A 23504-nucleotide genomic window follows, 5' to 3' on the forward strand; every position below is an offset into this window, starting at 1 on the left:
CACACGGTAAAGCAAATGCCCAAGCTTGTTTGAATAGCGCGTAAACATAGCTACATTCAAAAACAGCAAGAAAAATACAGCTACCTTGGGGGAGAAGTAAAGCTTGCCTGAAATTCACTCATTTAATCAACATCTATAAAAATCGATATGCAAAGGCTTACAAGATGAAATACATGCATTGTTGTTGGCCAATGGATAGCGTGTTTCAGAGCATTATCATTGTGTAGCATTATCATTGTGTAGCATTATTATGGGTGGCATAGTAATTTTTTCAGAGCATTATTATTGCTAGAATTATCATGGGTGGCATAGTAATTTCAGACCTAAATATTATCTTTGCTCATCATTTTCAATGGCATTATGTTGAAAAGTATTTTTCTGTTCTTTACGCCAGCGACCAGGGCTTAAACCATAGTCTTTCTTAAAACGGTGAGCAAAGCTTGCACTATCGCCATAGCCTACGGTGTCAGCTATTTGATCAAGATTATATTGTGTATAACGAAGTAAGTAGCAAGCGTATTCTAGGCGAGTGTGAGTTAATAGTTTGATTGGTGTCATCCCCATTTCTTTCTTACATAAACGAAAGAAGTGCGGCTCAGACATATGCATTTCTGTAGCTAATTGCTTAACAGTCCACGGCAGTTGCAATTGCTTATTTACACGACGTATTAGAGAGTGAAATTTTTGTTGTTGCTTTGTTAGTTGCTGCCCCATGTTCAGTGTTTGCGCAATTTGATAAATTAAAACTTCGACTAAGCGCAATACAATATCTGATTGATACATACTCTCGCCGTGTTTGAATTCTCTAATAAGTGACATCGTTTGATAAAGCTTCTCTGCATTCGCACTGGAATAAACGGAAGGTTGAAGTTTATGAACAAACTTATATTCAGAACAGTCATGCAGTAATAGCCAACACATATCCCAGTACTTCCCCGAAAGTTCATACAAAAAAGGGGTTCCTGCTGGCAGTAAAAGCACACTACCGGGTTTAACTAAATATTCGTTGTTACCAAACTTGATCTTTCCCTCTCCTGCATGAGTAGAAATTAAGTAATGAACACGCCTATTGCTGTTTTCATTACCTAAACAAACTTCTCCTTTACCTGTTTTGCCTATTTGATATTCAGTTTGTAAATACGACAACCCCGCAATGGCTATGAAACTATCAGCTTGCCCTGGTAATTTATCAAAATTAATAAAATCCTCAATACAATCAGGATGAACATTTAAAATATCTTGCCACATAGAATTACCAAAATGATAGTTTTAAACATGATACATGACAATTTCACTTATGTTTTTTTTATCACTATATTTTATAATTCTATGCAATATTATAGTAACCCCTAATGACTAAAACCAATGCGTAACATCGAACCTTCATCATTAAAGCAAAGCATTAAATTAGCTTGGCCTATCTCTTTACAAAGCATATTGGTCACCATGCTAGGCATGAGTGACATAATGATGGTTGGGCATTTAGGCGATACGGCCGTTGCTTCTGTTGGGCTGGGTAACCGAATTCAATTTGTTTTTTTAATCATTTTAGCGGGACTCGCTTCAGGTGTTGGTACTTTATCTGCGCAACACTTTGGCGCGGGTCAAATTGGTGTGATTAGACAAGTCATTGTTAAAACGCTTGTTATTGCAGCAGGGATTTTACTGCCTATATTACTCATTACTTTCTTGTTTTCTGACAATATCATGGGTATTGCCACAACAGATCCCAGCGTTATAAAAGCAGGAACAAACTACCTTTGGCTGACCATGCCTAGCTTAATTTTTGTTGTCATTGTGATGATATTTGAAAACGCGTTAAGGGGTCTTGGGCAAGTAGTCTTCCCCATGTTAATTAGTACCATAGCGATTATTACCAATATTATTTTAAACTATTGGTTAATCAAAGGTGGCTTAGGTATAGAGCCAATGGGTGTTATTGGCGCTGCGCTAGCAACACTAATTGCGCGAGCACTTCATGCTTTATTAATACTGGTCTACTTAGCAAAGGTTAAGCACAGTATTTTTCCAACAACGTTCTTTTGTGTTAGTTTTTATAACAAACAAGAGTGGACTAAATTACTCACCTTAGTTTGGCCTATGATGCTAAGTTTTGGCGTGTGGTCATTAGGCACTTTTGTATATCAACTGATATATGGACGTATTGGAACACAAGAACTTGCTGTAATGAGTCTATTAGCGCCAATGGAAGGATTATTGGTTTCATTCTTTTTTGGTTTTGCTTCTGCTTGCGCTATTTTAGTTGGGCAGCGCTTAGGTAGAAACGAATTTATAACGGCATGGGTTTTAGCAAAATATTACGCCATTAGTGCGCCAATTGTTACCTTTTTATTAGCCTTAATTTTACTTCAATGTGAGTCTTTAGTCTTTATGCCTTATAGCAATTTGTCTCCAGAAACAATGGCATTGTCCCATGATGTTTTTGTATTGATCACCTTTGGCACTTGCTTGAAAGTATTTAACTTAACTATGTCTATGGGGATATTACGCGCAGGTGGTGATAACAAATATTGCATGTTAATTGATATATCAGGCATGTGGATTTTAAGCATTCCATTAACTTTGGCGGCGGCATTTTACTTTAAGTTACCACTATATTGGGTAGTTCTTATCTCTTACTCTGAAGAAATAACTAAAGCATTTATGTTTGTTTTCAGAATGAGAACGAAGCTTTGGTTAAAAAACCTAACGGCTGAAAGTGTTGCCTAGTAGAACCGATTCGATTAAGTTGCACACAGCTAAAACTTGAGAAACCAATGTATCTTTCTAAGTTGTAATCAAACCAGAAAGTCGTAAAATCTACATTGCAGTCACTCACCTTTTCTAAAATTCAGATGAAATATAGTATTAGTTCTATGGCGAAAACGCCCCTTATAGCCATAGAATTAAAATTTATGTTAGCTTTAAGATCTGAAAGTTGACGTTTGAAATTTTGACTGCTCTTATTCCGCAATACGCTCGCAGAACACGTTAACACAGTTATTTTATGATGTGTTTCGAATAATTATTAAGGTTCACTTATGCTAGACGTCAGGTTCCAACTTTATTTGGAATGGTTCGGGTACTTTTTTAATAAATAAAACTTACTGCCACATTTTTTCTCTTTTTATTCAGAAAAGCCCATTTTTGCTCAACGGTATAAATCGGCTTGCTTGGTTTTTTTGTTTCGATCTTTATTTGGCTTCTACACTAATGGGTAATTAATTAGCGATAAACTTATGAATACGTATGTAGCTTAGCTGTAAATTGGTGTCAGTCCTTTATGCTTGATGTAATAAAAAAACATCAGGAATATCCATGAAAAAAATTATACTCAGCCTTACTTTACTGATTTCATCTCACAGTTTATTTGCACAAACCCTTAAGTTAGCGTCACCCGACGGAAAAATAATTCTCAGTGTTAGTGACCAAGGAAAACCTAATTACGAAATGAGCTTTTTAGGTGAAAGCATTATAAAACCCTCCCGCTTAGGCCTAGCATTCAAAGATACTATCGCTTTTAGTGACGGTTTTACTATTTTATCGAGTGAAACCCAATCAGCCAAAGAAGTATGGCAATTACCTTGGGGTGAACGTAAAAATGTGACTGATGAACACAATGAATTATTAGTGACTTTTTCGAAGAATAATAAAAAAAACACTAAAGAATTCAAGGTACGTTTTCGTTTGTTTAATGACGGCATTGGTTTTCGTTACGAAGTGCCAAAACAACAAGATATTGATCACGTTGAAATCATTAATGAATTCACCGAATTTGTTGTAAACGACGCGGATAAAGCGACCGCATGGTGGATTCCAGCACGTGGCTGGAATCGTTATGAATACATTTATAATACCACCAAGCTAGCTTCGGTTGACCGCGCTCATACACCTTTTACTTTTAAACTAGACTCGGGCATTCACCTTAGTATCCATGAAGCGGCATTAGTTGATTATGCTGCTATGACGATTAACCAAAAGCGTCCTGGTGTCTTAAAAGCCGATTTAACACCTTGGTCAGACGGCATTTTAGTTAAAACAAAAACCAATTTCAAAAGTCCATGGCGTACTATTCAAGTCAGTAAAGATGCGGTTGGCTTACTCAATTCTGACCTGATATTAAACCTTAATGAACCGAATAAATTAGGTGATGTATCTTGGGTTGAACCGGCTAAATATTTGGGGATTTGGTGGGGAATGCACATTAACGCCAACACCTGGGGCAGTGGCGACAAACACGGTGCAACCACCAGTGAAACCATGCGTTATATCGACTTTGCCGCTGAACATGGTTTTTCTGGGGTTTTGGTTGAAGGCTGGAACCTAGGCTGGGATGGCGACTGGTTTTTCAACGGCGACGTGTTTAATTTCAGTAAAGCTTATGATGATTTTGATATTGCTGCCGTATCAGCTTACGGTGAAAAGAAAGGGGTTCAATTAATTGGCCACCATGAAACCTCAGGTAATGTGACTAATTATCGTAATCAAATGAGTGATGCTTATGCACTTTATGAAAAGTACGGCGTAAGACAAGTAAAAACAGGTTATGTTGCTGACGGTGGCGATATTAAACGCATTGATGAAAAAGGCATAGTTCACAAAGAATGGCATGACGGCCAGTTCATGGTGAGTGAGTATTTACACAGTATTACTGAAGCAGCGAAACACAAAATTAGTATTAACACCCACGAACCGATTAAAGATACCGGTTTGCGCAGAACCTACCCTAACTGGATTTCAAGAGAAGGTGCTCGCGGCCAAGAATTTAATGCTTGGGGCACACCACCAAACCCGCCTGAGCACACCACCATTTTACCCTTTACTCGCATGTTAGCTGGACCAATGGATTTTACACCAGGCATCTTCGATATGAGTTTTAATGGTTTGGGTGATAAAAGTAATCGCCCACAAACTACGCTAGCAAAACAATTAGCATTATACGTGGTGCTTTATAGCCCTATTCAAATGGCGGCTGATTTACCTAAAAACTATCAAGCAAATTTAGCCGCATTTCAATTTATTAAAGATGTACCAACCGATTGGCATGAGAGTATAGCGATTGCTGGTGAGGTCGGTGAATATGTTGCTTTTGCTCGTCAAGAAAGGGGGGGTAATGATTGGTTTGTTGGCGCATTAACCGATGAGCAAGCACGCACGTTAACATTGCCGTTAAATTTTCTTGATAAGAATAAGCGCTATCAAGCACAAATTTATCGCGATGGTAAAAACGCAGAGTGGATTAACAATCCCTATGAAATGATCATTGAAAACAGGCAAGTCACCGCTAACGACCAATTAGTCTTACCCTTGGCGACAAGTGGCGGTGCTGCGATTCGTTTCAAAGCATTATAATCAATTGATATTTATAACTTAAATAGCGTAAAGAGTAGCACAAGTCTTACTTGTGCTACTCTTTTTACAACCCCGGATACTGAGAATACCCCAAAGCCACAACATTAATAAAAATAGCGAGCCAGAGCACAAATATAAAAGGCCGTTTTTGAGTTTTATGTCGAAAAGCTTGTTGAGCTAATAGCGCTCCTGGCCATCCGCCAAGTAGCGCAAAGACCTGTAGTGTTTTTTCTGAGATGCGCCATCGCTCTTTTATCGCATTTCTTTTGTCGATGCCATAAAGTACAAATGTTAGTAAACTTAAGCTCAAGTAACTCACTAGCACCCATAACGCTATTTCTTGCATCATAAAGAGCAGACCAAGAGCCATTAAAAATAAAACAACAACACTTTTTGAAAACATATTTATAGCTCGCACAATATACTTTGTAAGCACAACGCTAGTCATTAGCGGTGGTTACCATAGTTTATCGATAAGAGTTCATCGATATACTGGTTGAAGATAAAATTAAAAAAACCGATTATTTACCAATAGTCGGTTTTGATTCACTTTCTTACTTGTTAAATATCAATTGACGATAAGTTTTTAAAATCAACTAGATGGGCGTTCTTTCTTGAGTTTAATAATCAAGTCGATATGAGGAATAAGCTCTTCTATTTCTCGAATATGATCCCGCAAGCTTTCCCATTGCGTTAATTCTAATTTACCCGAGTCTAATATGGCGAGTTTTAGTTCACTGACTAACGAATTCTCATCGACTTGCTCTATAAACTCATTAATACGTAATAGGTTGTCTAATTCTGCTTGAGAAATTATTTCTATATCACTACTTTTTTTCATCGCTAACTCTTTAAAAAAACACTATAAAAACAAGTATAGCCAAGCTTTATTTTTTTGCTCAACATCGATAAAGCTAAAGGTATTTTAATTGTCACAATTTAGTAAGAAAAAAGTCATATTCAACTTGTAAAGTGCCTCACGTTAACTAAATAAAGCTCAACAAGGGATACTCATGGAACATAATAACTTTGATGAATATGATGAAATATTTAGCCTTTTCGACGGTTTACTCACGGATCAAAAAGAATCGCGCTCACGAAAAAGAAAGTGGCGAGAAATTGAAACGTATAAAGATAGAAAACGATTACGCCAAGAGCTTCATGATTTACAAGATTACTCGTCTTAATCATTAGCGTTTGGAGTAAGTAGACATTACTCCAAACTCTGCATAATTTAATCCGTTATGATTGGGCAAAATCAACCAAGGTTTTGCCCGTCATACGGTAACCTACCCATTCATCTTGAGACACAGCACCTATCGCTTGATAAAAGTCACGTGAGGGCTTATTCCAATCTAAACAGCTCCATTCAAAACGTGCACAATCATTATCAATAGCGGTTTTTGCCATGTTTTTTAATAATTTTAAACCCGCTCCTTTCCCTCTATGCTCTGGCGTTACGTATAAATCTTCAAGGTATAAACCTGACTTTGCTAACCACGTTGAATAATTATAAAAATAAATCGCCATACCAATAGCCACACCATCGAGTTCACAAATTAAGCCGTGTACTTGTGTATTTGTACTAAACATACTGTCTTTTATGGTTTCAACTGTTGCGTACACTTCATGTTCAGCTTTTTCATAAATAGCGAGTTCTTTAATAAAAGTGAATAAAAGCTCGGCATCATCTATGCTTGCTTCACGTATCGTTATCTCAGACATTTTACTTCCTTATTTTCTTCATTAATTTTTTCCATAGCATACCAGTACCAAGATATTTAAACACCTGCTCTGCAATGCCACATAAATAAACAACAAGGTTGAACTAATATCAAAAATTAGCTCTAAGTAAGAGATTAAAAGATAATTAAACACTTCTGGTAAACTTTTTAAAGTTTGTCTCTGTTTAGTAAATCACTTTATCGATACAATATAACAAATGAGTTATCGCCATTAAAAAAGGAAAGTCTGTGTTCAATAAAATAGCTTCACTCGCCTTATTCACCTTTATCACTTTACCGGTATTTTCAGCAGAGGTCAGCTCGACAGCAAAGTTAACCGCCGATTACGCCGTGCAAACCTATCAAAAATCTATGGTTGCTAGCTTAGCCGAGTTAGTAAAATACAATACCTTAGCAATTGATGGTGTTTCGGCTAATGACAACCCTGAACATATAGCTTTTAAAGCCGAGTTAAAAAAACAAGCTGAAGATTTAGGCTTTGATTATACCGACGACGGTTATGTTGTTGTTATTGGCTTAGGCGAAAGCACAGAGCGCTTAGGAATAATTACCCACGGTGACGTACAACCAGTAAACCCCAAAAAATGGCAAAAATCTCCGTTTGAACTTGATACAACTTCAGAGCCCGGCAAACTTATCGCTCGCGGTACCGAAGATGATAAAGGGCCAATATCAACCGCGCTCTTTGCAATGAAAGCCATTAAAGACAAAAATATAACGCTCGACAAGCGTATTGAATTGTATGTTTACATGGCAGAGGAATCAGACTGGGGTCCATTAGAAGCTTATATTAAGACCCATACATTGCCACAAATCAATATTACCATTGACGCTGAATACCCTGTTGTCACCGCTGAAAAAGGCTACGGGACAATAAAAATAGCCTTTAATAAAAATAAATATACCGGTTTAGATGCTTACCTCAGTGAATTTAGTGGTGGTTTTTTTGGTAGTCAAATACCTGAAGATGCTAAAGCGGTGATTGAAAATGCTGACCTTAGTTTACTGCAACAACTGATGGATAAGGCAAGAGAATACCAAGGTGTTAGTTTTGATTTAGAATTAAAAGGAAGCACCTTAACGATTACAGCACTAGGAAAATCAGCTCATTCATCGAAGCCAGAAGAAGGCCTAAATGCCATTCCATTTTTAGCGGGTTTATTATCGCAAACTCGCTGGCCTAGCAATGGTGCAGGTACATTAGTTAACTTTATTAATGACAATATTGGTTTAGGCTTAGAAGGGAAAAAGTTTGGTAATATAGCCTACAGTGATGACTTTATGGGACCTATGACGGTTTCACCCACTGTTATTAAGCAATTGAAAAATAATATTGAATTGAATATTAATATTCGTCGTCCGCGTGGTAAATCAGCGCAACAGCTAACGGAAGAAATTAATCACGTCATCGCGACTTGGAAACTAACAAATATGGCTGACATTACCGAGCTTGAACATTATATTGGTGACCCTTTTATTCAAAACGATGCACCACATATTGACACATTACTGGCTGTATTTTCACACTTTACCGGTATAAAGGACGCTAAGCCTATTGCTATCGGTGGCGGCACAAATTCACGCTTATTTCCAAATGCAGTAAGCTTTGGGCCATCAATGCCAAATGCTAATTATACCGGCCATTCTGAGCATGAATTTATTACCATGAAACAGTTCGTTTTAAATTTAAAAATGTACACCGCCGCTTTAGTTGAAATGGCTGCAGCCAAAACACAGTAACGAGTAGTGCAGCACTAAAGAACAGGAGAGGTTATGAAAAAAACATGTATTGTTACCGGTGGAAGTTCAGGTATTGGTCTAAGCATAGTGCAATTATTTACGGATAAAGGCTATCAGGTTTTTAATTTAGACTTACAACCAAGCAACCTTGCCACACTGCGCGGTGCTGATATTAACTGTGACATCAGTAATGTTGAGCAAGTACAAAGTATTATCAGTAATATAGCTAAAACAGCGACTATTGATGTTTTAGTCTCGAATGCTGGCATTCACTTTTCAGGAAATATTGAGAACACCTCAGCCGCTGATTTAGATAAAGTCCTTAACATTAATGTTAAGGGCGCGTATGCCGCGATAAAAGCGGTACTCCCCCATATGAAAGCCAATAAAAATGGCGCTATTATCTTAATGGCATCTGACCAAGCATTAATTGCCAAGCAAAATTCATTTGCCTATAACATTAGTAAAGTCGCGCTCGCTTCGATAGCAAAAACCACCGCGCTTGATTACGCTAGCTTTAACATTCGTGCCAATGCTGTGTGCCCCGGCACAATAGAGACCCCTTTGTATCATCAAGCGATTGATAATTATTGTCAACGCTCTGGCGCTAACAAAGCAGAGGTTCACGCTGAAGAAGCGGCTTTACAGCCGTTAGGTCGTTTAGGTCAACCCGAAGAAGTCGCTGAATTAGTTTATTTTTTAGCATCAGATAAAGCTAAGTTTATCACTGGTAGTTTACAAGTGATTGATGGTGGTTATACTGCGCAATAATTCACTTGGTAGGTATAACAACAGCTAGCGTTTAACGACAGTTCAAAGAGAATACTAGAAATTGCGATACCCTTTTTTTTATTGGTAATAACAACTAAGTGGCAACTTCTCTGAAGGAAAATTCAGCAGGATGTTTTCATTGATACATTTCAGTTCAGGCGTTAATGAACATAGGGTAATATGAAAATAATTGATCCTCACTTGCATTTATTTAACCTTGAACAAGGCCACTATCAGTGGTTAAAAGCTGATAGTCCACCTTACTGGTCAGATAAAAAAACCATTAGACAAAGTTTCACAGAAAAGGACTTAGCTTTATCTGTTCCTCTGCAACTTGCGGGTTTTGTTCACATCGAAGCCGGATTTGATAATCAACAGCCTTGGCGAGAAATTGCTTGGTTAGAAGATAGCTGTTCCCTACCCTTTAGAGCTATTGCTGGCGTTAATTTACTTTTACCAACAAGCGAGTTTCAACAAATACTAGATAAGCTTGATAAATTTGAGTCCGTAGTCGGTGTTCGTGACATTCTAGATGAAAATGCCTGCGCATATTTATCAAATTCGCACGTTAAGGAAAACTTAGCCCGACTTGCCCAGCAGCAGTTGATTTTTGAATGCCAAATGGCGTTAACTGATGTGGTAGCGACCGAACAATTAATAGCTATTATCAATGAACTGCCGACACTAAAATTAGTCATTAATCATGCAGGTTGGCCACCCGAAGATATTGACAGTAAACAATGGCAAGATTGGCAAAGTGGCATACAAGCACTAAGTGGTTATGAAAATGTTGCCATTAAATGCTCGGGGTTTGAAATGGTTAATCGTCAATATAGTGCCTCGTGGCAACAGCATGTGATCAAACATTGTTTAGCTACCTTTGGTTTAGATAAAACCATGCTAGCCAGTAATTTTCCTTTGTGTTTATTTAAAAGTAGTTATCAAAAAAACTGGATAACCCATTTCGAAAACCAACCATTATCAACAACTGAGCTTGAATTATTATGTTATAAAAATGCCTTGCGCATCTATCAAATTCCTATTAAAGCTATAAATTAAGAAGAAAAATCTACCCATAAGACCTTGGATAAAATACTATTTCATTACTTCGCACTTTCATGGTGAATTAATGGATAACTTCGACAGAAAAATTCTTAAAATATTACAAAATGACTGTACGCAGCCAGTCAGTGAGGTTGCCGCTCAAGTGGGGCTTTCAACAACCCCATGCTGGCGACGTATTCAAACTATGGAGAAAAATGGTGTTATAAAAGGGCGGGTTGCCTTGGCCGATCCTGAAAAGTTAAATGTTGGCTTAACCGTTTTTGTGATGATTAAAACCAACCAGCATAATTCTGATTGGCTTGATGATTTCAGTATCAATTCAAAAGCGTTTCCAGAAATTACCGAGTTTTATCGAATGAGTGGCGAAGTAGACTATTTACTACGTGTCGTTGTTTCTGATATGAAAGCCTACGATGCTTTTTATAAAAAACTCATCGGCCAAGCCAGCTTTGCCGATATTAGCTCAAGCTTTGCCATGGAAGAAATTAAATATACGACCGCACTACCCGTTGATTATATCTAACGCGTGATAAAAAAGGATGGCGATTAGCCATCCTTTTTACCTTCAGATATTGAAGCTGATTACTTTAATGAATTAACCGTAACATGCGGTGAGCGTTTCACGACTTCGTCATTTAATTCAATGCCTAAACCTGGTACTTCTGTCACTTGGAAAAAGCCATTTATCGGTTGTGGGTCTTGCAAACACAATTCACGATTCCAATGCTTAGTCGCATAAGTATGATGCTCATGAATTAAAAAGTTAGGAATTGCTGTTTCTAAATGCAAAGACGCTGCTGTTGCTACTGGGCCGCCACAAACATGGGCTTGAATACGAATATCATAGACATCAGCATAGTCACAGACTTTTTTAGACTCGGTAAAACCACCACATAAACCCACATCGGGTTGAAGCACATCAATACTTTGATCTTCAAAATACTGGCGTACATCCCAACGATGATATAAACGTTCACCACCGGCAATGGGGACATTAACCCGTTCAGCCACTTTTTTATGCACTTTCGCGTTTAAATAATTAACCGGCTCTTCGTACATCATACAGCCAACTTCTTCAACAATTTCGCCCATTTGAATCGCAGAAGCAGCGCCCATTAATGAATGTGATTCGAAAATAATATCAACATCTTCACCGACGGCATCACGAATAGCGCGTAATCGGTCTCCAAATAAACGCATCTGCGGCTTGGTAAATAATTTAGTGCGATCGAACGATGATGTGCCATCGGCATTATAAACAATAGGGTCTACTTTTACCGCGTCGTAGCCTTCAGCTACCGCTTTTAATGCAGCTTCAGCATATTCTTCTGGTAAAAATAACTTCTTAACTTCAACGTCCCAATCAAACTGTAATTGGCTAGCGTAGGTACGTAATTTATCATTAACTTTGCCGCCAAGCAGTTGATAGACAGGCACACCTAATGCCTTACCTTTAATATCCCAAAGTGCGGTATCAATAGCACTCATTGCAGAATAAAGCACCGGCCCACCACCTAATCCCCAGAAACTTTCGCGCAGCATTCGAGACCATAACAATTCGGTTCTAAAAGGGTCAAAACCAATTAAAACCGCTTCGGTAATTTCTTTAATCATCGCCGCTGCAGCACTATGCCCCCAATCGTAAGCAAGACCTGCTTCACCAACCCCCGAGATACCTTCATCGGTATGAACACGAATAAAAACAGGGTTCCAACCGGCGCGATCTGGACATTCAATATCAAAAATTTCTACGTGAGTGACTTTCATTTTATCTTCTCTAAATATGTGAGTGTTTGTCGCAGAGAACTTATTTCAATAGCGGCATAACGAGGTGTAAAGACAACTTTATTATTAGGTCGCAAAGCTAGGATCAGCGCGATAGACTTTCCTGACCATCGCCGGCCAAGCCTTTTGACCGCCGGTACTGCCCGTATGAACAATATTTGCTTGCGCTTTTATACCATCAACAATGCTTTGATCGACTAAAATGGTTGCCATACCGGTTGCCATTACTTGTAGTTGCACTTGACAAGCACGTGTTAAATCATACATATGCATAAAAGCATCGCCAATGGTTTCACCTAAAGTTAAACCACCATGGTTTCTTAATAACATAAAGTTTGCCGAGCCCAAGTTATTTTGTAAGCGAAGTTTTTCGTCAGCATTTACCGCTAAACCTTCGTAATCATGATAGCTAAGAGAAGCCAGTGCGAACATAGCGTATTGACTTAACGGCAACAAACCTTCTTGTAAACTTGCCACCGCAATGGTTTCATTAGTGTGTAAATGCAAGACACATTGCGCGTCATGGCGAGCTTCATGGACAGCGCTATGAATAGTAAAACCTGCAGGGTTAATTTCAAAAGGACATGCTGGGTCAATAATATTACCTGCTATATCTATTTTAACCAGATTCGATGCGGTAATTTCATCAAAAGCTAAACCGAAAGCATTAATGAGTAAATGCTCAGAATCAGGTATGCGTGCGGAGATATGAGTGTAAATCAAATCATCCCAGCCATGCATAGCGATAAGACGATAACAAGCCGCTAAATCGATGCGTGTTTGCCACTCTTGTGCTGACACTTTATTTTTTAAGTTAATCTGTGGGATAGTTAACATTAAAGTCCTTTAAAGAATTATTATTCTATAATTTTAAATCATCGATAATACAAATCAAACCGCTAGTGTAATAAATTACAATTAAAGGCTAGATAAAAATCAGCTAAGTTAAGCAAATTGGTATCAATTAAATAAACATCTTAATTAAACTACCAATGAGTAAAATAAACACCAAAATAGGAATGATTTTTGAATACTTAGCTTGCTCTTCTTCACCCATAGGTTTGCCAAAACGCTCACCTAAAATAACCATTAAGGCAATACCGGCAAAAACAGCTAATAAAATCATGATTAAAGTCATTATTTCTCCTATTATTAATCTCTAAACCAATTGCACATTGCATTAGCTAATTATTCAATTACCATAGCAAGATAACAAGCAAAAATATGTAAACAACAATATGACTGCACCTGATAACTTTGCTGAGAAGCGACGCTTTATTATAAGATTAGGCAAAGCTTTGCATAAGTTTGGCACGCCTGCTTATCGTCTTGAAGCACATCTTCAAGATGTTTCGACATTTCTCGAATTAAAAGCATGTTTTATCATCACACCCACGGCTCTGACTTTTGTCTTATCTGAAGATGAAGAGAACCAACAATATAATCATGTTATTCGAGTAAAGCCAGGTGATCTTGATTTAGGTTCACTGGCACGAACAGATGAACTAGTTGATGAATTAAGTTCGGGTCAACGCACGTTATCTGAGGCCATTGAACGACTTGATGATATCGCTAATAAACCCAACCCTTACGGTCGTTTTCTTACCTTTTTAGCGTTTGGTGCTTCAAGTGGTGCTTTTTCGATGCTAATGCACACCAGCTGGAATGATGTATTTTGGTCGGTATTATTAGGCTTTGTTGTTTGCTTATTTACCTTTTGGGCCGAATACTCACGCCGAGTTACCGAAACTTTAGAACCAATTGCAGCCATTACCACCGCCCTACTGGCCTCGGCCATTACGCTAATTGACCCAAGTATTAATATGCCCTTGGTTATTCTTTCAGCCATCATTGCTTTTATACCCGGCTTAGCATTAACGCTAGGCTTAGCTGAATTGGCCGCTCGACATCTGATGTCGGGTACTGCGCGTATTATGGACGCGGTAATGATGCTATTTAAGCTTTATTTTGGCGCGGTATTAGGCATGGCATTAGGAAAGTTATTTTGGGGCGAAGTGTTATATGTTACCCCCGCCAGCATGCCTGTTTGGACAGCATGGGCGGCAGTAACCACTTTATCTATAAGCTTAGTTATATTATTTCGCGTCCGTAAAAAAGACGCTCCATGGGGAATTATTTCTGGCTATGTTGCATTTGGTGCTAGCATTATTGGTGCCGCTTACTTAGGCCCTGCACTTGGCGCTTTCGTTGGTGCCTTTGTTTTAGGTATGTATGCTAATTTATTCTCACGCATTATGAGATTACCTTCAAGCATTGTTAAGCTATTAGGTTTAGTCGTGCTGGTGCCTGGAAGTAAAGTTTATATCGGCTTAAACAGTGCGGTATCCGGAGTGAATATGTTAAATACTAATAATATTGGTTCTGAAGCCTTCCTAATTTTTATGTCGCTTGTCGCTGGCCTTGTTTTTTCAAATGTTGCCTTACCTTCTCGTAAAACGTTGTAATAAAGTACGCTAATGAAACCAGTTAACAAAAAGACAGCATATCACCATGGCGACTTACGCAGTTCTCTCGTTGAAACGGGCGCCGAGATGATTGAAGAGGCAGGAATTGAAGGACTGTCATTACGTAAACTTGCTGAGCGTATTGGTGTTTCTCGTACAGCAACCTATCACCACTTCAAAAATAAAAATGATTTACTTTGTGCGATAGCTGCACTGGGGTTTATTCAATGGACAAGTATTTCTAATGCTATATTTGACGATAAAGAGCTTTCAGGAGAAGAAAAATTTCGTCAGTTTGTTCATCAGTACATAACATTTGCTACCGAAAATGCTTCAATTTACGAATTAATGTTTGGTAAAACAATTTGGAAAAAAAACAATAGCGATCAAGCTTTGCGTGATATCGCTTATCCTAGTTTTAATTACCAACTAGAAATGACCAAAACTTGGCAGCAACAAGGCTTATTGATTGAAGACGAAAATAGCTTACGTTTAGCACAGGTAACTTGGGGTACATTGCACGGTATTGTGCGTTTACTAATTGATGGAATTTACCTTGATACCAGCCATATTGATGAAATGTGTGAATGTGTCGTCAAGGTTTTTATTCACCAACAAAAATTATAATAAGGGTTAGGCATGTCTGAAGACAATAACAATAAAACCGCTCAGTTTGACCAGTTTTTTTCTATTAGTTATCCTTTCAATGTCAATGCAACTATCATTGAAACCGATACAGCGCCAAGTTATCAATGTTTTATGAACACCATGCCGATGCCGTTTAAAATGGCCTCTGAAATAGTCACCCTTGACCAAGCTGCATTGCGCCCACTGCAAACCCTTGGTAGCGTTGCGGGACAATTAGTTGATTATTTACATCATCAAGCTAAAAAAATAGACTTACTGGTTAGTTATATTTTGAGCGAGCAAGACAACGAAATGCAACGTTACCAAGGCACTCATTTTGGTGGTGGCGGCGTTATTTTTACCAGTAAAAATCTTTTTGATACCGGCCAATTTATTACCTTGAAAATATTTCTCCTTGATGATAATTGTGCAATTTACTGTTGTGGGGAAATAATTTCAGCAACAACTACAAGCGATGAACTCACTAGCTACAAAGTTATTTATCATCATATTAGAGAAGAAGACCGTGAAATATTAGTACGTTGTAGTCTTCATCAGCAATCAAAACAGTTGCAGGTTTTAGCGCAACAGCGCAATGAGCTATCAGCAAAAGAAAAGTAATTTAGCGCGTAAAAGTATTTCTCCGTTAAGTCTAGCTGATATAAAGCACACTTTAGCGCCTATTCCTTGTTGAGTAAGTCAAAAACCGTTAGCGTGATCACCATAAAATTTCAGGAAGATAGTTATGAACATGAATAAAAGATCTTTTTTAAAAGCGGGTGGTGCAAGCATTGCTGCGTTATCCGTATCAGCTTCAGCATTTGCCTCATCAACGAAAGAAAGTCAGTCAAATAGCCAAGTACTAAAAGACATCACCAAAGATGTTGCTGGCATTACTTCTGCAGAGCGTGAAGCTCGGATAGTAAAAGCTCAGCAATTAATGCAGCAAATGAATATTTCTGCGCTTATTATTGAGCCCGGTGCCGCCATGGATTATTTCTCTGGTATTCAATGGTGGCGCAGCGAACGCTTAACAGCTTTAGTGATCCCTCAACAAGGTAAAGTGGCGGTAGTTTGTCCCTTTTTTGAAGAGCCTAGTATTCAAGAAAGTTTAGCTATTGATGGCGACATTCGTGTTTGGCAAGAGCATGAAAGCCCGTTCGAGCGTATCAAACAAATACTAGCAGACCGAGGTATTAGCCTTACCAAAGGGACGATTGGTTTTGAAAACTCGGTACGTTATTTTGTTCAACACGGTGTAATGAGTTTATTATCAACTCTTCAACATGTCAGCGCAGAACCCGTTACGCGTGGTTGTCGCATTATTAAAAGTCACCATGAATTGCAACTGATGCATAAAGCTAATGAGGTAACACTATTAGCCTATAGCGAGGTATATTCAAAGTTAGAAGTGGGTATGACTTCTGCACAGGTTAAAAGCTTGATGAGTAATGCACAAGCTACGTTAGGGGGAAAAGGCGCGTGGAATATGGCCTTAATAGATCAAGCAAGTGCTTTCCCTCATGGCAGTAAAAAGAAGCATCTAATTAAAGAAGGTTCTATTGTATTAATGGACTGTGGCTGTAATGTCCATGGTTATCAGTCAGACATTAGCCGAACCTTTGTGATGGGTGAGCCAACAAAGCGTCAACGTGATGTTTGGCAAACGGTACGTACCGGCCAAAAAATAGCCTTTGAGCAAGCGCAAATAGGTAATGCTGCGGGTACTGTTGACGATGCGGTACGAAAATACTATCAAGCACAAGGATTCGGTCCTGATTATAAATTACCAGGTTTGTCGCACAGAACTGGTCATGGCATAGGTATGGAAGGTCATGAAAGCGTTAATTTTGTTCATGGTGAACAAGAAAAGTTAACAGCTGGTATGTGTTTTTCTAATGAGCCTGGCATTTATATACCTGGCGAATTTGGTGTAAGACTTGAAGACTGTATTTACATGACCGATAAAGGCCCACAGTGGTTTACTATTCCCCCAGACTCGCTAGATTCTCCGTTAGGTAAGCTTGCTAAACTCGCTTAACACACTATTTATAATCTACAGTAGACTGTTTTTTAGCAAACTCATCAGTAACAGTGGCTTCACTTTATCCTAAAAAAAAGGAGTAACGGATCTTCCTTACTCCTCCTGTTTTTATAACGCAGGATACAATGAAATAACCAATAAAAGTGCCATGGTAATATTAAAAACTCTCAAGCGTTTTTGGTTAGTTAATAACACTTGTATTTTCTGCCCTAAAACAACCCAAGAACTGATGCAGGGTAAATTGATTAGCCCAAAGACAATCGCCACTAACAACACCGAGGTAAAACTCTTAGATGGAGCATAAAGGCTTATTGACGTTAGCGCCATTGTCCAAGCTTTAGGGTTAACCCATTGAAATAAAACAGCTTGAATAAAGCTAAAAGGTTTATGATTTGACGTTTGTTGTTCGACATGACTGGTAGAGCTAGCTATTTTGAATGCTAAGTAGAGTAAATAAACAATGCTGACCACTTTTAGTATTTGATAACTCACCGGGAAACGATCAAATAATTGAATAACACCGAGCCCAACTAAAGCAATCATCAGTGTAAATCCAATACCAACTCCTAATAAGTGAGGGGTTGTTTTTTTGAAACCATAATTTGCACCAGAATTCATTAACATCAAGTTATTTGGCCCTGGTGTTATTGAAGACACAAAGGCAAAAATAGTTAAGGCTGATAGTATGTCTATATTCATTGTTATTTTGCTCTTAATTGTTTGAGAGACAGGTTAAATTTCAAGCTATTTTCACTTAAATGCTCAGATGTTATATCACAAAGTTATACTGGAAAATCAGCTAAGGGCGCTTATTATTAATATATGAGTTTTAAGTACTAAATATAGAGGCTGGATGACTTAACCCTTGGTAGTGGCAAAGATCAAAGAAGGCTGGGTAGATGTATCATTTCACATGGGGATAACGCGTAGAAAAATATCTATAACGCATAGGTAAGTGGGTGAACATAGCCCTCCCATCTTACCCATTTGTTATATATTATTGCTTAGATAGCAACAACTTTATTTGCACATGGACCTTTTTGTCCTTGTCCAACTTCAAACTCAACAGCTTGGCCGTCAGCCAATGTAGCGTATTCACCGCCAGATTGGATTTCTGAATGATGAACAAACAAATCTTTACTGCCGTCTTCTGGAGTAATAAATCCGAAACCTTTATCCGCATTAAACCACTTAACTATACCTTTACTCATAACACTCTCTTTATCATTGGTGAAAAATATAAACCTAACTTGCTATCACCATTACAAGTCAGGATTTGAATCTTATTAATACAAACTATATTTAACATTATAGACTGTATTTATAATTAACGGTGCGCGCCACCTTTCTTTTTCATATTGACTACTTTTCGAGCTATATCAAGTAATTCAGGTGAAACATCTTCAGCACCATCTTTTATTAGTTTACTCACATCACCGGATGAAAAGAATGAGCCACGCTCAGCTTTTACGCCTAATGATCTTACAAAATCTTTTGTTTTACCTGTACTACCCGTATCAATATACTTAAAAATAATTTGTTCATTAAAACTTTGTGGTTCTTGCTTTAAAGTAGCAATAGTATTGGTAAGTAATGTTATTTCCGATCCTAACATTTCTATTAATTCGGCAATATCTGAATATGGTTTCATTAAATTATTTAGCTCTTATAATATTATCTGATAATGCCAACAGGCTATCATTTTACAGGAGAAGCAAGTCAGTATAACTAGCCTGCTTAAAAAATTATTATACAGTGAATGCCTCTGAGTAAACAGTCTCTATTTTAATAGCCCAGAGCAATGATGAATTATTGTTACTTTTTTAATAATATAACTTAATGAATGCCCATCTTATTGGTCGATAAAACCGCCACTGCCTCATATTCAATGTTCAATGTTCACCATAACTTTCCTACAAAGAGATTATATTATTTGATAATTCTAAGTTTAATCACTTATTTTGATTAAAGGTTGTGATTTATTACGCTTGATTGTTTCTCTCGTAAGTCTATAATCCGCATAATTATTATATAACTAACCACAATATAAATGAAAAAATCTTACAAAAAAAACGTAAATATATATCTTGTCATTTTTTTGTTATTAAGTCTTTGTATTTCCTATTTAGCGGTAGCGAAAACAGATACCCCAGAGATGAAGACTAAGGCAGTTTTTGGTCAAATAGAATCGGCTTTATTAATTTTAAAAAGTAACAATCAATTCACTAAAAGCAATATCAGAAGTGTATTAACCCAATATCTTCTGCCTGAGGTAGATATTCAATATTTTAGTTATAAAGTTATTAATCAAAATTTGCCCAAACTATCTGCCGAACTTAGGACTGAGTTTGTGACTGAGCTATCAAATCAATTAATAAATACTTATACCAACTTATTAAGTAAATATAGTGGTGAGTCAATGACCATCGGTACAGGGTCATTATCAAAAAGTGGTAAAATGTCGATGGTCAACATAACGATTACCGGTGAAAGTAAAGTCAACAAAGCGGTAGTAAAGTTACTGATATCAAAAGAAGGCACTTGGCAGTTCTTTGATATCATCATTGAAGGCATTAGTTTATTAGATGCAAAGCAAAAAGAAATAAATTCAAGTTTCAGTAAGTTAGGTGTCGAAGGTACACTGTTACATCTAAAAAGTATTAATCAAAGAAGCCTCACTTCTTTATAAAAATCAAGGTAGGTACAATCGTTCTAATGGAATGGCTTAATCATACGAATAATTTCAAAGCACTTTCAGCAGTACTCGCTAATAATAAATTTGTTATTGCGCTATTGTTTATTTCTATTTTTTATATGATTAAATATCTCATTGTAAGAAGAATAAAACGAAAATCAAAACAAGATAAAAGATTACAAATCAATGTAGTCAATAATATATTTACGGTATTAATAATCGTGATGGTTTTTAATATTTGGTCTGAAGAAATTCAAAAATTTGCTTTTTCGATTGCTGCTTTTATTGTAGCAATTGTCTTAGCAACCAGAGAGTTTATTCAATGTTTTATTGGTTTTGTTTATATCCTGTCAAGTCGACCATTTCGTATTGGTGACTGGGTACAAGTTGGCAATCATTACGGCGAAGTGCATTCAACAGACTGGGCAAAACTAACACTGTTAGAGGTAAATGTAGATGATTATCAATACACAGGTAAAACGCTATACCTACCCAATAGCCAGCTAATTACTTCGGTTATTAAAAACCTTAACTTTTTAAAACGATATGCAATGCATCATTTTACCATTGTCAGAGATGACAGTGTTAATCCCTTCGAGTTTATTGATGAGTTGTATACTAGAGCAAGTTTATATTGTAGTGACTTTAAAGAAGTTGCAATCCGCTATAACCAACTGATTGAAAACCGTTTAGAGATCAACATCACAGGCCCTGAGCCACATATTCAAGTAGCAACTTCTGAGGTTGGAGATACGCAAATATTTTTTACTATATTTTGCCCAACAGAGATAGCATTAGAAATAGAGCAGAAGTTAACTGCTGATTTTATGACATTGTGGTTTAAGCAAAAAATGGTTTCGTCAACTTTATCAAACTAATGTAATATCACTAATTATCAAGTCACTCAATCACGATTTACTTCTTGACTGAGTGACTTTTTAGACGCTAACATTTTGATAAATTAAATTATTTTTTATCGTTATTCAATAAAGTAAGCGTGCCATCGAGGTGCACATCGCGTTGCGGAAAAGCAACAACAATATTATTCTCTTCAAACAATTCCTCTAATCGAAATCGAATATTACTTCTAGTCACTCTTAAAGCCGTTTCTCCAGTTGAGTTTATCCAAAAATTTACATAAAACACTAATGAATTATCACCAAAGTCTTCAAAAACAACGACGGGCATTGGCGTGGTCAATACTTCTTTTTGTGCCAGTGTCGCTTCTAAAATAAGATCCGCTACTTTTCTAGCCCGAGTACCATAAGCAACCCCAACAGAAACACTTGTTCTCACTAAACTGTCTCGAAGCGTCCAATTCACTACCGTATTTTCAAGTAGTTTACTGTTAGGAATAAGTAGATGAACACCATCAACACGTCTAATACGGGTTGAACGGGTGTTAATTTCTTCTACGACACCTTTGGCATTTTCAACTTCTAAAAAGTCACCAATTTTAATAGGTCGTTCCCACATTAAAATCCAACCACTGATAAAGTTGTTAATAATGTTTTGCGCGCCAAAACCAAAACCAATCGCGATTGCACCCGATAAAAAGGCAAAAGCGGTGATCGGCACATTAATCAAATCTAAGGTGGTGATCAACAATATAACTATCGCAATCACATAAAAAACACGCTGCAATAAGTGTATAATATTTGGATCAGTTTTTTTGGTCGTTAAACGCTTGGTTATAAACCTTACGCCCCACTTAGTGAGCAACAACCCAAGGTAAATAATTAGCGGAATTAACAGTAACCCACCCAATGTTACCGGTTGATCAGCAATAGTAATAACCTTAGTAGATAAGATTTCTTTTATTTGTGTAAAGTTCATAAAATCCCTTAATTTAACGACTTTTTATTTTGATCCTAAAAAGACTTTTGATGGGTCAACAAGAAAGCGTTTACCCAGTGCTTCTCTTCCTAACAGCATTAAATAACTCATATCAGAGCGATCTGTTAAAGTTATTTCAATTGACCACCTGTCTTCGCCAAGTACGATGGGTGTTTCTATAACGTAGCGTTGCTCTGTAGTGCCATTTGACGATTTAACTTTACGCATATCGCTAATGGGCGCCGTACATTTCTGCATGGCATCCACATTATGCATATCAGGGTGTAGATCAAACGTCACACTATGTACGCCATCAATAATTAATTTTTTAATATTATCAACATGTAACGACGACGTTTTTGCGCCGGTATCAACTCGTACTTGTAAGTCATCAATAGCTAAGTCTGGCAAAGCTATTGACTCTAAACGCCCGATAACAACTTTATTCGCTTTTTTCATACGCTTCTCTAACTGTCGTCATTTTCAGGTAAAAGCTGCTCTTGCACATTTTCAATATGACCTGCAATTTCTTCATCATCTTCACTGAAATAAGCGACATGAAACATGGCTTCACCTTCTTGAACTAAAGGTATGTTTTGCTTACCAATTAAAATGCCTGAGCGTGTTGCTTTAACCGAATCAAATATTGCACCGTATGGACTACCAATTTCGGCTAATACTTGACCTTTAGTGATCTGATCGCCCAAATTTACAATATTATGAACAATACCACTAGCGTTAGCGCGTACCCATTGGCTGCCATTAGCAATAAACGGCATACGTTTTTTCTTCTTGGTGCGGACAACTTTTCTGGTCATACCTAAATGCTGTAATACATTTAAGATACCTTTCATGCCCGCTCGAATTGAAAACTCATCAAAACGCAGCGCTTCACCCGCTTCATATAAGAGTATTTTCGTTTCGCTTTTAACGGCTGATTCTCTTAACGAGCCGTCAACTAAAGTAGAATTCAACACAACCGGCACGCCAAACACTTCCGCCAAGGCTTTGGTATCGGGATCAGACATATCCGCCCTAATTTGTGGCAGGTTTGAACGATGAATTGCCCCGGTATGTAAATCGATACCGTAATCACAATGCTTAACGATTTCGTTGAGAAATATATAAGCAACGCGTCCTGCTAAAGAGCCTTTCGCAGAGCCGGGAAAACAGCGATTTAGATCACGACGGTCAGGCATATAGCGACTTTGATTGACTACGCCATAAACATTAACCATAGGAACAGCAATAACCGTGCCTCGCGTTATTTTAAGTTTCTTTTCGTGGATCAAGCGTCGAATAATTTCAATACCATTTAATTCGTCGCCATGTACCGCCGCACTCAAAAAAATAGTGGGCCCCGGTTTTTTAGCGCGAAT

Annotated in this window: 26 protein-coding genes; 13 read left to right on the forward strand and 13 right to left on the reverse strand. The window is 37.6% G+C overall.

Going from position 1 to position 23504, the window contains the following annotated elements:
* Positions 1 to 330 precede the first annotated feature (330 nt).
* Positions 331 to 1248 carry an AraC family transcriptional regulator gene (locus H4J69_RS18095; protein ID WP_182218193.1) on the reverse strand — a complete coding sequence of 306 codons (918 nt, stop codon included), beginning with the start codon at positions 1246 to 1248 and terminating at the stop codon, positions 331 to 333.
* Between the two features lie 117 nt (positions 1249 to 1365).
* On the opposite strand from H4J69_RS18095, the gene H4J69_RS18100 reads away from it, so the two are divergent.
* Together H4J69_RS18100 and H4J69_RS18105 are read left to right on the forward strand one after the other, a co-directional pair.
* Positions 1366 to 2730 carry an MATE family efflux transporter gene (locus tag H4J69_RS18100; protein WP_182218194.1) on the forward strand — a complete coding sequence of 455 codons (1365 nt, stop codon included), beginning with the start codon at positions 1366 to 1368 and terminating at the stop codon, positions 2728 to 2730.
* 588 nt (positions 2731 to 3318) lie between these two features.
* Positions 3319 to 5352: a glycoside hydrolase family 97 protein gene (locus H4J69_RS18105; RefSeq protein ID WP_182218196.1), complete on the forward strand. Its 2034-nt coding sequence runs from the start codon at positions 3319 to 3321 to the stop codon at positions 5350 to 5352.
* Positions 5353 to 5416: 64 nt separating this feature from the next.
* Here the strand turns inward: H4J69_RS18105 and H4J69_RS18110 are convergent, their stop codons facing one another.
* Positions 5417 to 5755: a DUF1294 domain-containing protein gene (locus H4J69_RS18110; protein WP_182218198.1), complete on the reverse strand. Its 339-nt coding sequence runs from the start codon at positions 5753 to 5755 to the stop codon at positions 5417 to 5419.
* Between the two features lie 189 nt (positions 5756 to 5944).
* Complete coding sequence (locus tag H4J69_RS18115; protein ID WP_182218200.1) at positions 5945 to 6193, reverse strand: hypothetical protein; 249 nt, start codon at positions 6191 to 6193, stop codon at positions 5945 to 5947.
* A 172-nt stretch (positions 6194 to 6365) separates the two neighbouring features.
* Here H4J69_RS18115 and H4J69_RS18120 point away from each other — a divergent pair, with 172 nt between their 5' ends.
* A complete protein-coding gene (locus H4J69_RS18120) occupies positions 6366 to 6539 on the forward strand; it encodes a DUF3545 family protein (protein ID WP_157470826.1) in 174 nt (57 codons plus the stop codon).
* 55 nt (positions 6540 to 6594) lie between these two features.
* On the opposite strand, the gene H4J69_RS18125 is transcribed toward H4J69_RS18120, so the two are convergent.
* The gene (locus tag H4J69_RS18125) at positions 6595 to 7077 is read right to left on the reverse strand and encodes a GNAT family N-acetyltransferase (protein ID WP_182218202.1); all 483 of its coding nucleotides are present in this window, start codon (positions 7075 to 7077) and stop codon (positions 6595 to 6597) included.
* Between the two features lie 248 nt (positions 7078 to 7325).
* Here H4J69_RS18125 and H4J69_RS18130 point away from each other — a divergent pair, with 248 nt between their 5' ends.
* The 4 genes from H4J69_RS18130 to H4J69_RS18145 all read left to right on the forward strand — a co-directional run bounded on the left by H4J69_RS18130 (position 7326) and on the right by H4J69_RS18145 (position 11196).
* Positions 7326 to 8837, forward strand: a complete 1512-nt coding sequence (locus H4J69_RS18130; protein WP_182230999.1) for a dipeptidase — start codon at positions 7326 to 7328, stop codon at positions 8835 to 8837.
* Between the two features lie 33 nt (positions 8838 to 8870).
* Positions 8871 to 9608 (forward strand): SDR family NAD(P)-dependent oxidoreductase, encoded by a 738-nt coding sequence (locus H4J69_RS18135; RefSeq protein WP_182218206.1) that lies wholly within the window; start codon positions 8871 to 8873, stop codon positions 9606 to 9608.
* Positions 9609 to 9788: 180 nt separating this feature from the next.
* Entirely contained in the window at positions 9789 to 10667 is an 879-nt protein-coding gene (locus H4J69_RS18140; RefSeq protein ID WP_182245002.1) for an amidohydrolase, read from the forward strand.
* 70 nt (positions 10668 to 10737) lie between these two features.
* Positions 10738 to 11196: an Lrp/AsnC family transcriptional regulator gene (locus tag H4J69_RS18145; RefSeq protein WP_182218210.1), complete on the forward strand. Its 459-nt coding sequence runs from the start codon at positions 10738 to 10740 to the stop codon at positions 11194 to 11196.
* Between the two features lie 59 nt (positions 11197 to 11255).
* Here H4J69_RS18145 and H4J69_RS18150 read toward each other — a convergent pair whose 3' ends face one another.
* From H4J69_RS18150 to H4J69_RS18160, 3 genes are all read right to left on the reverse strand, one after another.
* Positions 11256 to 12440 carry a mandelate racemase/muconate lactonizing enzyme family protein gene (locus tag H4J69_RS18150; RefSeq protein WP_182218212.1) on the reverse strand — a complete coding sequence of 395 codons (1185 nt, stop codon included), beginning with the start codon at positions 12438 to 12440 and terminating at the stop codon, positions 11256 to 11258.
* Between the two features lie 84 nt (positions 12441 to 12524).
* Positions 12525 to 13295 (reverse strand): class II aldolase/adducin family protein, encoded by a 771-nt coding sequence (locus tag H4J69_RS18155; protein ID WP_182170845.1) that lies wholly within the window; start codon positions 13293 to 13295, stop codon positions 12525 to 12527.
* A gap of 127 nt (positions 13296 to 13422) precedes the next feature.
* Positions 13423 to 13596, reverse strand: a complete 174-nt coding sequence (locus H4J69_RS18160) for a hypothetical protein (protein WP_182170842.1) — start codon at positions 13594 to 13596, stop codon at positions 13423 to 13425.
* Between the two features lie 100 nt (positions 13597 to 13696).
* Between H4J69_RS18160 and H4J69_RS18165 the strand changes: the two genes are divergently transcribed.
* From H4J69_RS18165 to H4J69_RS18180, 4 genes are all read left to right on the forward strand, one after another.
* Complete coding sequence (locus H4J69_RS18165) at positions 13697 to 14923, forward strand: threonine/serine exporter ThrE family protein (RefSeq protein WP_070374419.1); 1227 nt, start codon at positions 13697 to 13699, stop codon at positions 14921 to 14923.
* A gap of 12 nt (positions 14924 to 14935) precedes the next feature.
* Positions 14936 to 15550: a TetR/AcrR family transcriptional regulator gene (locus H4J69_RS18170; protein ID WP_182218213.1), complete on the forward strand. Its 615-nt coding sequence runs from the start codon at positions 14936 to 14938 to the stop codon at positions 15548 to 15550.
* Positions 15551 to 15562: 12 nt separating this feature from the next.
* A complete protein-coding gene (locus tag H4J69_RS18175) occupies positions 15563 to 16171 on the forward strand; it encodes a PilZ domain-containing protein (protein WP_070374421.1) in 609 nt (202 codons plus the stop codon).
* A gap of 124 nt (positions 16172 to 16295) precedes the next feature.
* The gene (locus H4J69_RS18180) at positions 16296 to 17591 is read left to right on the forward strand and encodes a Xaa-Pro peptidase family protein (protein WP_182218215.1); all 1296 of its coding nucleotides are present in this window, start codon (positions 16296 to 16298) and stop codon (positions 17589 to 17591) included.
* Positions 17592 to 17702: 111 nt separating this feature from the next.
* Here H4J69_RS18180 and H4J69_RS18185 read toward each other — a convergent pair whose 3' ends face one another.
* From H4J69_RS18185 to H4J69_RS18195, 3 genes are all read right to left on the reverse strand, one after another.
* Positions 17703 to 18293 carry a LysE family translocator gene (locus H4J69_RS18185; RefSeq protein ID WP_182218216.1) on the reverse strand — a complete coding sequence of 197 codons (591 nt, stop codon included), beginning with the start codon at positions 18291 to 18293 and terminating at the stop codon, positions 17703 to 17705.
* A gap of 305 nt (positions 18294 to 18598) precedes the next feature.
* The gene (locus H4J69_RS18190) at positions 18599 to 18805 is read right to left on the reverse strand and encodes a cold-shock protein (RefSeq protein ID WP_070374424.1); all 207 of its coding nucleotides are present in this window, start codon (positions 18803 to 18805) and stop codon (positions 18599 to 18601) included.
* A gap of 116 nt (positions 18806 to 18921) precedes the next feature.
* Positions 18922 to 19245: a hypothetical protein gene (locus H4J69_RS18195; RefSeq protein ID WP_182218218.1), complete on the reverse strand. Its 324-nt coding sequence runs from the start codon at positions 19243 to 19245 to the stop codon at positions 18922 to 18924.
* A gap of 399 nt (positions 19246 to 19644) precedes the next feature.
* Between H4J69_RS18195 and H4J69_RS18200 the strand changes: the two genes are divergently transcribed.
* Complete coding sequence (locus tag H4J69_RS18200; RefSeq protein ID WP_182218220.1) at positions 19645 to 20283, forward strand: phospholipid-binding protein MlaC; 639 nt, start codon at positions 19645 to 19647, stop codon at positions 20281 to 20283.
* 26 nt (positions 20284 to 20309) lie between these two features.
* Entirely contained in the window at positions 20310 to 21167 is an 858-nt protein-coding gene (locus H4J69_RS18205; protein WP_182218222.1) for a mechanosensitive ion channel family protein, read from the forward strand.
* 88 nt (positions 21168 to 21255) lie between these two features.
* On the opposite strand, the gene H4J69_RS18210 is transcribed toward H4J69_RS18205, so the two are convergent.
* From H4J69_RS18210 to H4J69_RS18220, 3 genes are all read right to left on the reverse strand, one after another.
* Entirely contained in the window at positions 21256 to 22125 is an 870-nt protein-coding gene (locus tag H4J69_RS18210) for a mechanosensitive ion channel family protein (RefSeq protein WP_182218223.1), read from the reverse strand.
* Positions 22126 to 22149: 24 nt separating this feature from the next.
* Entirely contained in the window at positions 22150 to 22584 is a 435-nt protein-coding gene (locus tag H4J69_RS18215; protein ID WP_182218225.1) for a RimK/LysX family protein, read from the reverse strand.
* A gap of 8 nt (positions 22585 to 22592) precedes the next feature.
* The coding region (locus tag H4J69_RS18220) for a succinylglutamate desuccinylase/aspartoacylase family protein (protein ID WP_182218227.1) at positions 22593 to 23504 on the reverse strand (912 nt) is incomplete at its 5' end.

It is taken from the genome of Colwellia sp. BRX10-9 (assembly GCF_014077405.1).
GTDB lineage: Bacteria > Pseudomonadota > Gammaproteobacteria > Enterobacterales > Alteromonadaceae > Colwellia_A.

What these genes read in the sequence shown, in the direction of transcription:
- H4J69_RS18095 (WP_182218193.1), bottom strand. Translation starts at nt 1,248, where the DNA reads ATGTGGCAAGATATTTTAAATGTTCATCCTGATTGTATTGAGGATTTT.
- H4J69_RS18100 (WP_182218194.1), top strand. Translation starts at nt 1,366, where the DNA reads ATGCGTAACATCGAACCTTCATCATTAAAGCAAAGCATTAAATTAGCT.
- H4J69_RS18105 (WP_182218196.1), top strand. Translation starts at nt 3,319, where the DNA reads ATGAAAAAAATTATACTCAGCCTTACTTTACTGATTTCATCTCACAGT.
- H4J69_RS18110 (WP_182218198.1), bottom strand. Translation starts at nt 5,755, where the DNA reads ATGTTTTCAAAAAGTGTTGTTGTTTTATTTTTAATGGCTCTTGGTCTG.
- H4J69_RS18115 (WP_182218200.1), bottom strand. Translation starts at nt 6,193, where the DNA reads ATGAAAAAAAGTAGTGATATAGAAATAATTTCTCAAGCAGAATTAGAC.
- H4J69_RS18120 (WP_157470826.1), top strand. Translation starts at nt 6,366, where the DNA reads ATGGAACATAATAACTTTGATGAATATGATGAAATATTTAGCCTTTTC.
- H4J69_RS18125 (WP_182218202.1), bottom strand. Translation starts at nt 7,077, where the DNA reads ATGTCTGAGATAACGATACGTGAAGCAAGCATAGATGATGCCGAGCTT.
- H4J69_RS18135 (WP_182218206.1), top strand. Translation starts at nt 8,871, where the DNA reads ATGAAAAAAACATGTATTGTTACCGGTGGAAGTTCAGGTATTGGTCTA.
- H4J69_RS18140 (WP_182245002.1), top strand. Translation starts at nt 9,789, where the DNA reads ATGAAAATAATTGATCCTCACTTGCATTTATTTAACCTTGAACAAGGC.
- H4J69_RS18145 (WP_182218210.1), top strand. Translation starts at nt 10,738, where the DNA reads ATGGATAACTTCGACAGAAAAATTCTTAAAATATTACAAAATGACTGT.
- H4J69_RS18150 (WP_182218212.1), bottom strand. Translation starts at nt 12,440, where the DNA reads ATGAAAGTCACTCACGTAGAAATTTTTGATATTGAATGTCCAGATCGC.
- H4J69_RS18155 (WP_182170845.1), bottom strand. Translation starts at nt 13,295, where the DNA reads ATGTTAACTATCCCACAGATTAACTTAAAAAATAAAGTGTCAGCACAA.
- H4J69_RS18160 (WP_182170842.1), bottom strand. Translation starts at nt 13,596, where the DNA reads ATGACTTTAATCATGATTTTATTAGCTGTTTTTGCCGGTATTGCCTTA.
- H4J69_RS18165 (WP_070374419.1), top strand. Translation starts at nt 13,697, where the DNA reads ATGACTGCACCTGATAACTTTGCTGAGAAGCGACGCTTTATTATAAGA.
- H4J69_RS18170 (WP_182218213.1), top strand. Translation starts at nt 14,936, where the DNA reads ATGAAACCAGTTAACAAAAAGACAGCATATCACCATGGCGACTTACGC.
- H4J69_RS18175 (WP_070374421.1), top strand. Translation starts at nt 15,563, where the DNA reads ATGTCTGAAGACAATAACAATAAAACCGCTCAGTTTGACCAGTTTTTT.
- H4J69_RS18180 (WP_182218215.1), top strand. Translation starts at nt 16,296, where the DNA reads ATGAACATGAATAAAAGATCTTTTTTAAAAGCGGGTGGTGCAAGCATT.
- H4J69_RS18185 (WP_182218216.1), bottom strand. Translation starts at nt 18,293, where the DNA reads ATGAATATAGACATACTATCAGCCTTAACTATTTTTGCCTTTGTGTCT.
- H4J69_RS18190 (WP_070374424.1), bottom strand. Translation starts at nt 18,805, where the DNA reads ATGAGTAAAGGTATAGTTAAGTGGTTTAATGCGGATAAAGGTTTCGGA.
- H4J69_RS18195 (WP_182218218.1), bottom strand. Translation starts at nt 19,245, where the DNA reads ATGAAACCATATTCAGATATTGCCGAATTAATAGAAATGTTAGGATCG.
- H4J69_RS18200 (WP_182218220.1), top strand. Translation starts at nt 19,645, where the DNA reads ATGAAAAAATCTTACAAAAAAAACGTAAATATATATCTTGTCATTTTT.
- H4J69_RS18205 (WP_182218222.1), top strand. Translation starts at nt 20,310, where the DNA reads ATGGAATGGCTTAATCATACGAATAATTTCAAAGCACTTTCAGCAGTA.
- H4J69_RS18210 (WP_182218223.1), bottom strand. Translation starts at nt 22,125, where the DNA reads ATGAACTTTACACAAATAAAAGAAATCTTATCTACTAAGGTTATTACT.
- H4J69_RS18215 (WP_182218225.1), bottom strand. Translation starts at nt 22,584, where the DNA reads ATGAAAAAAGCGAATAAAGTTGTTATCGGGCGTTTAGAGTCAATAGCT.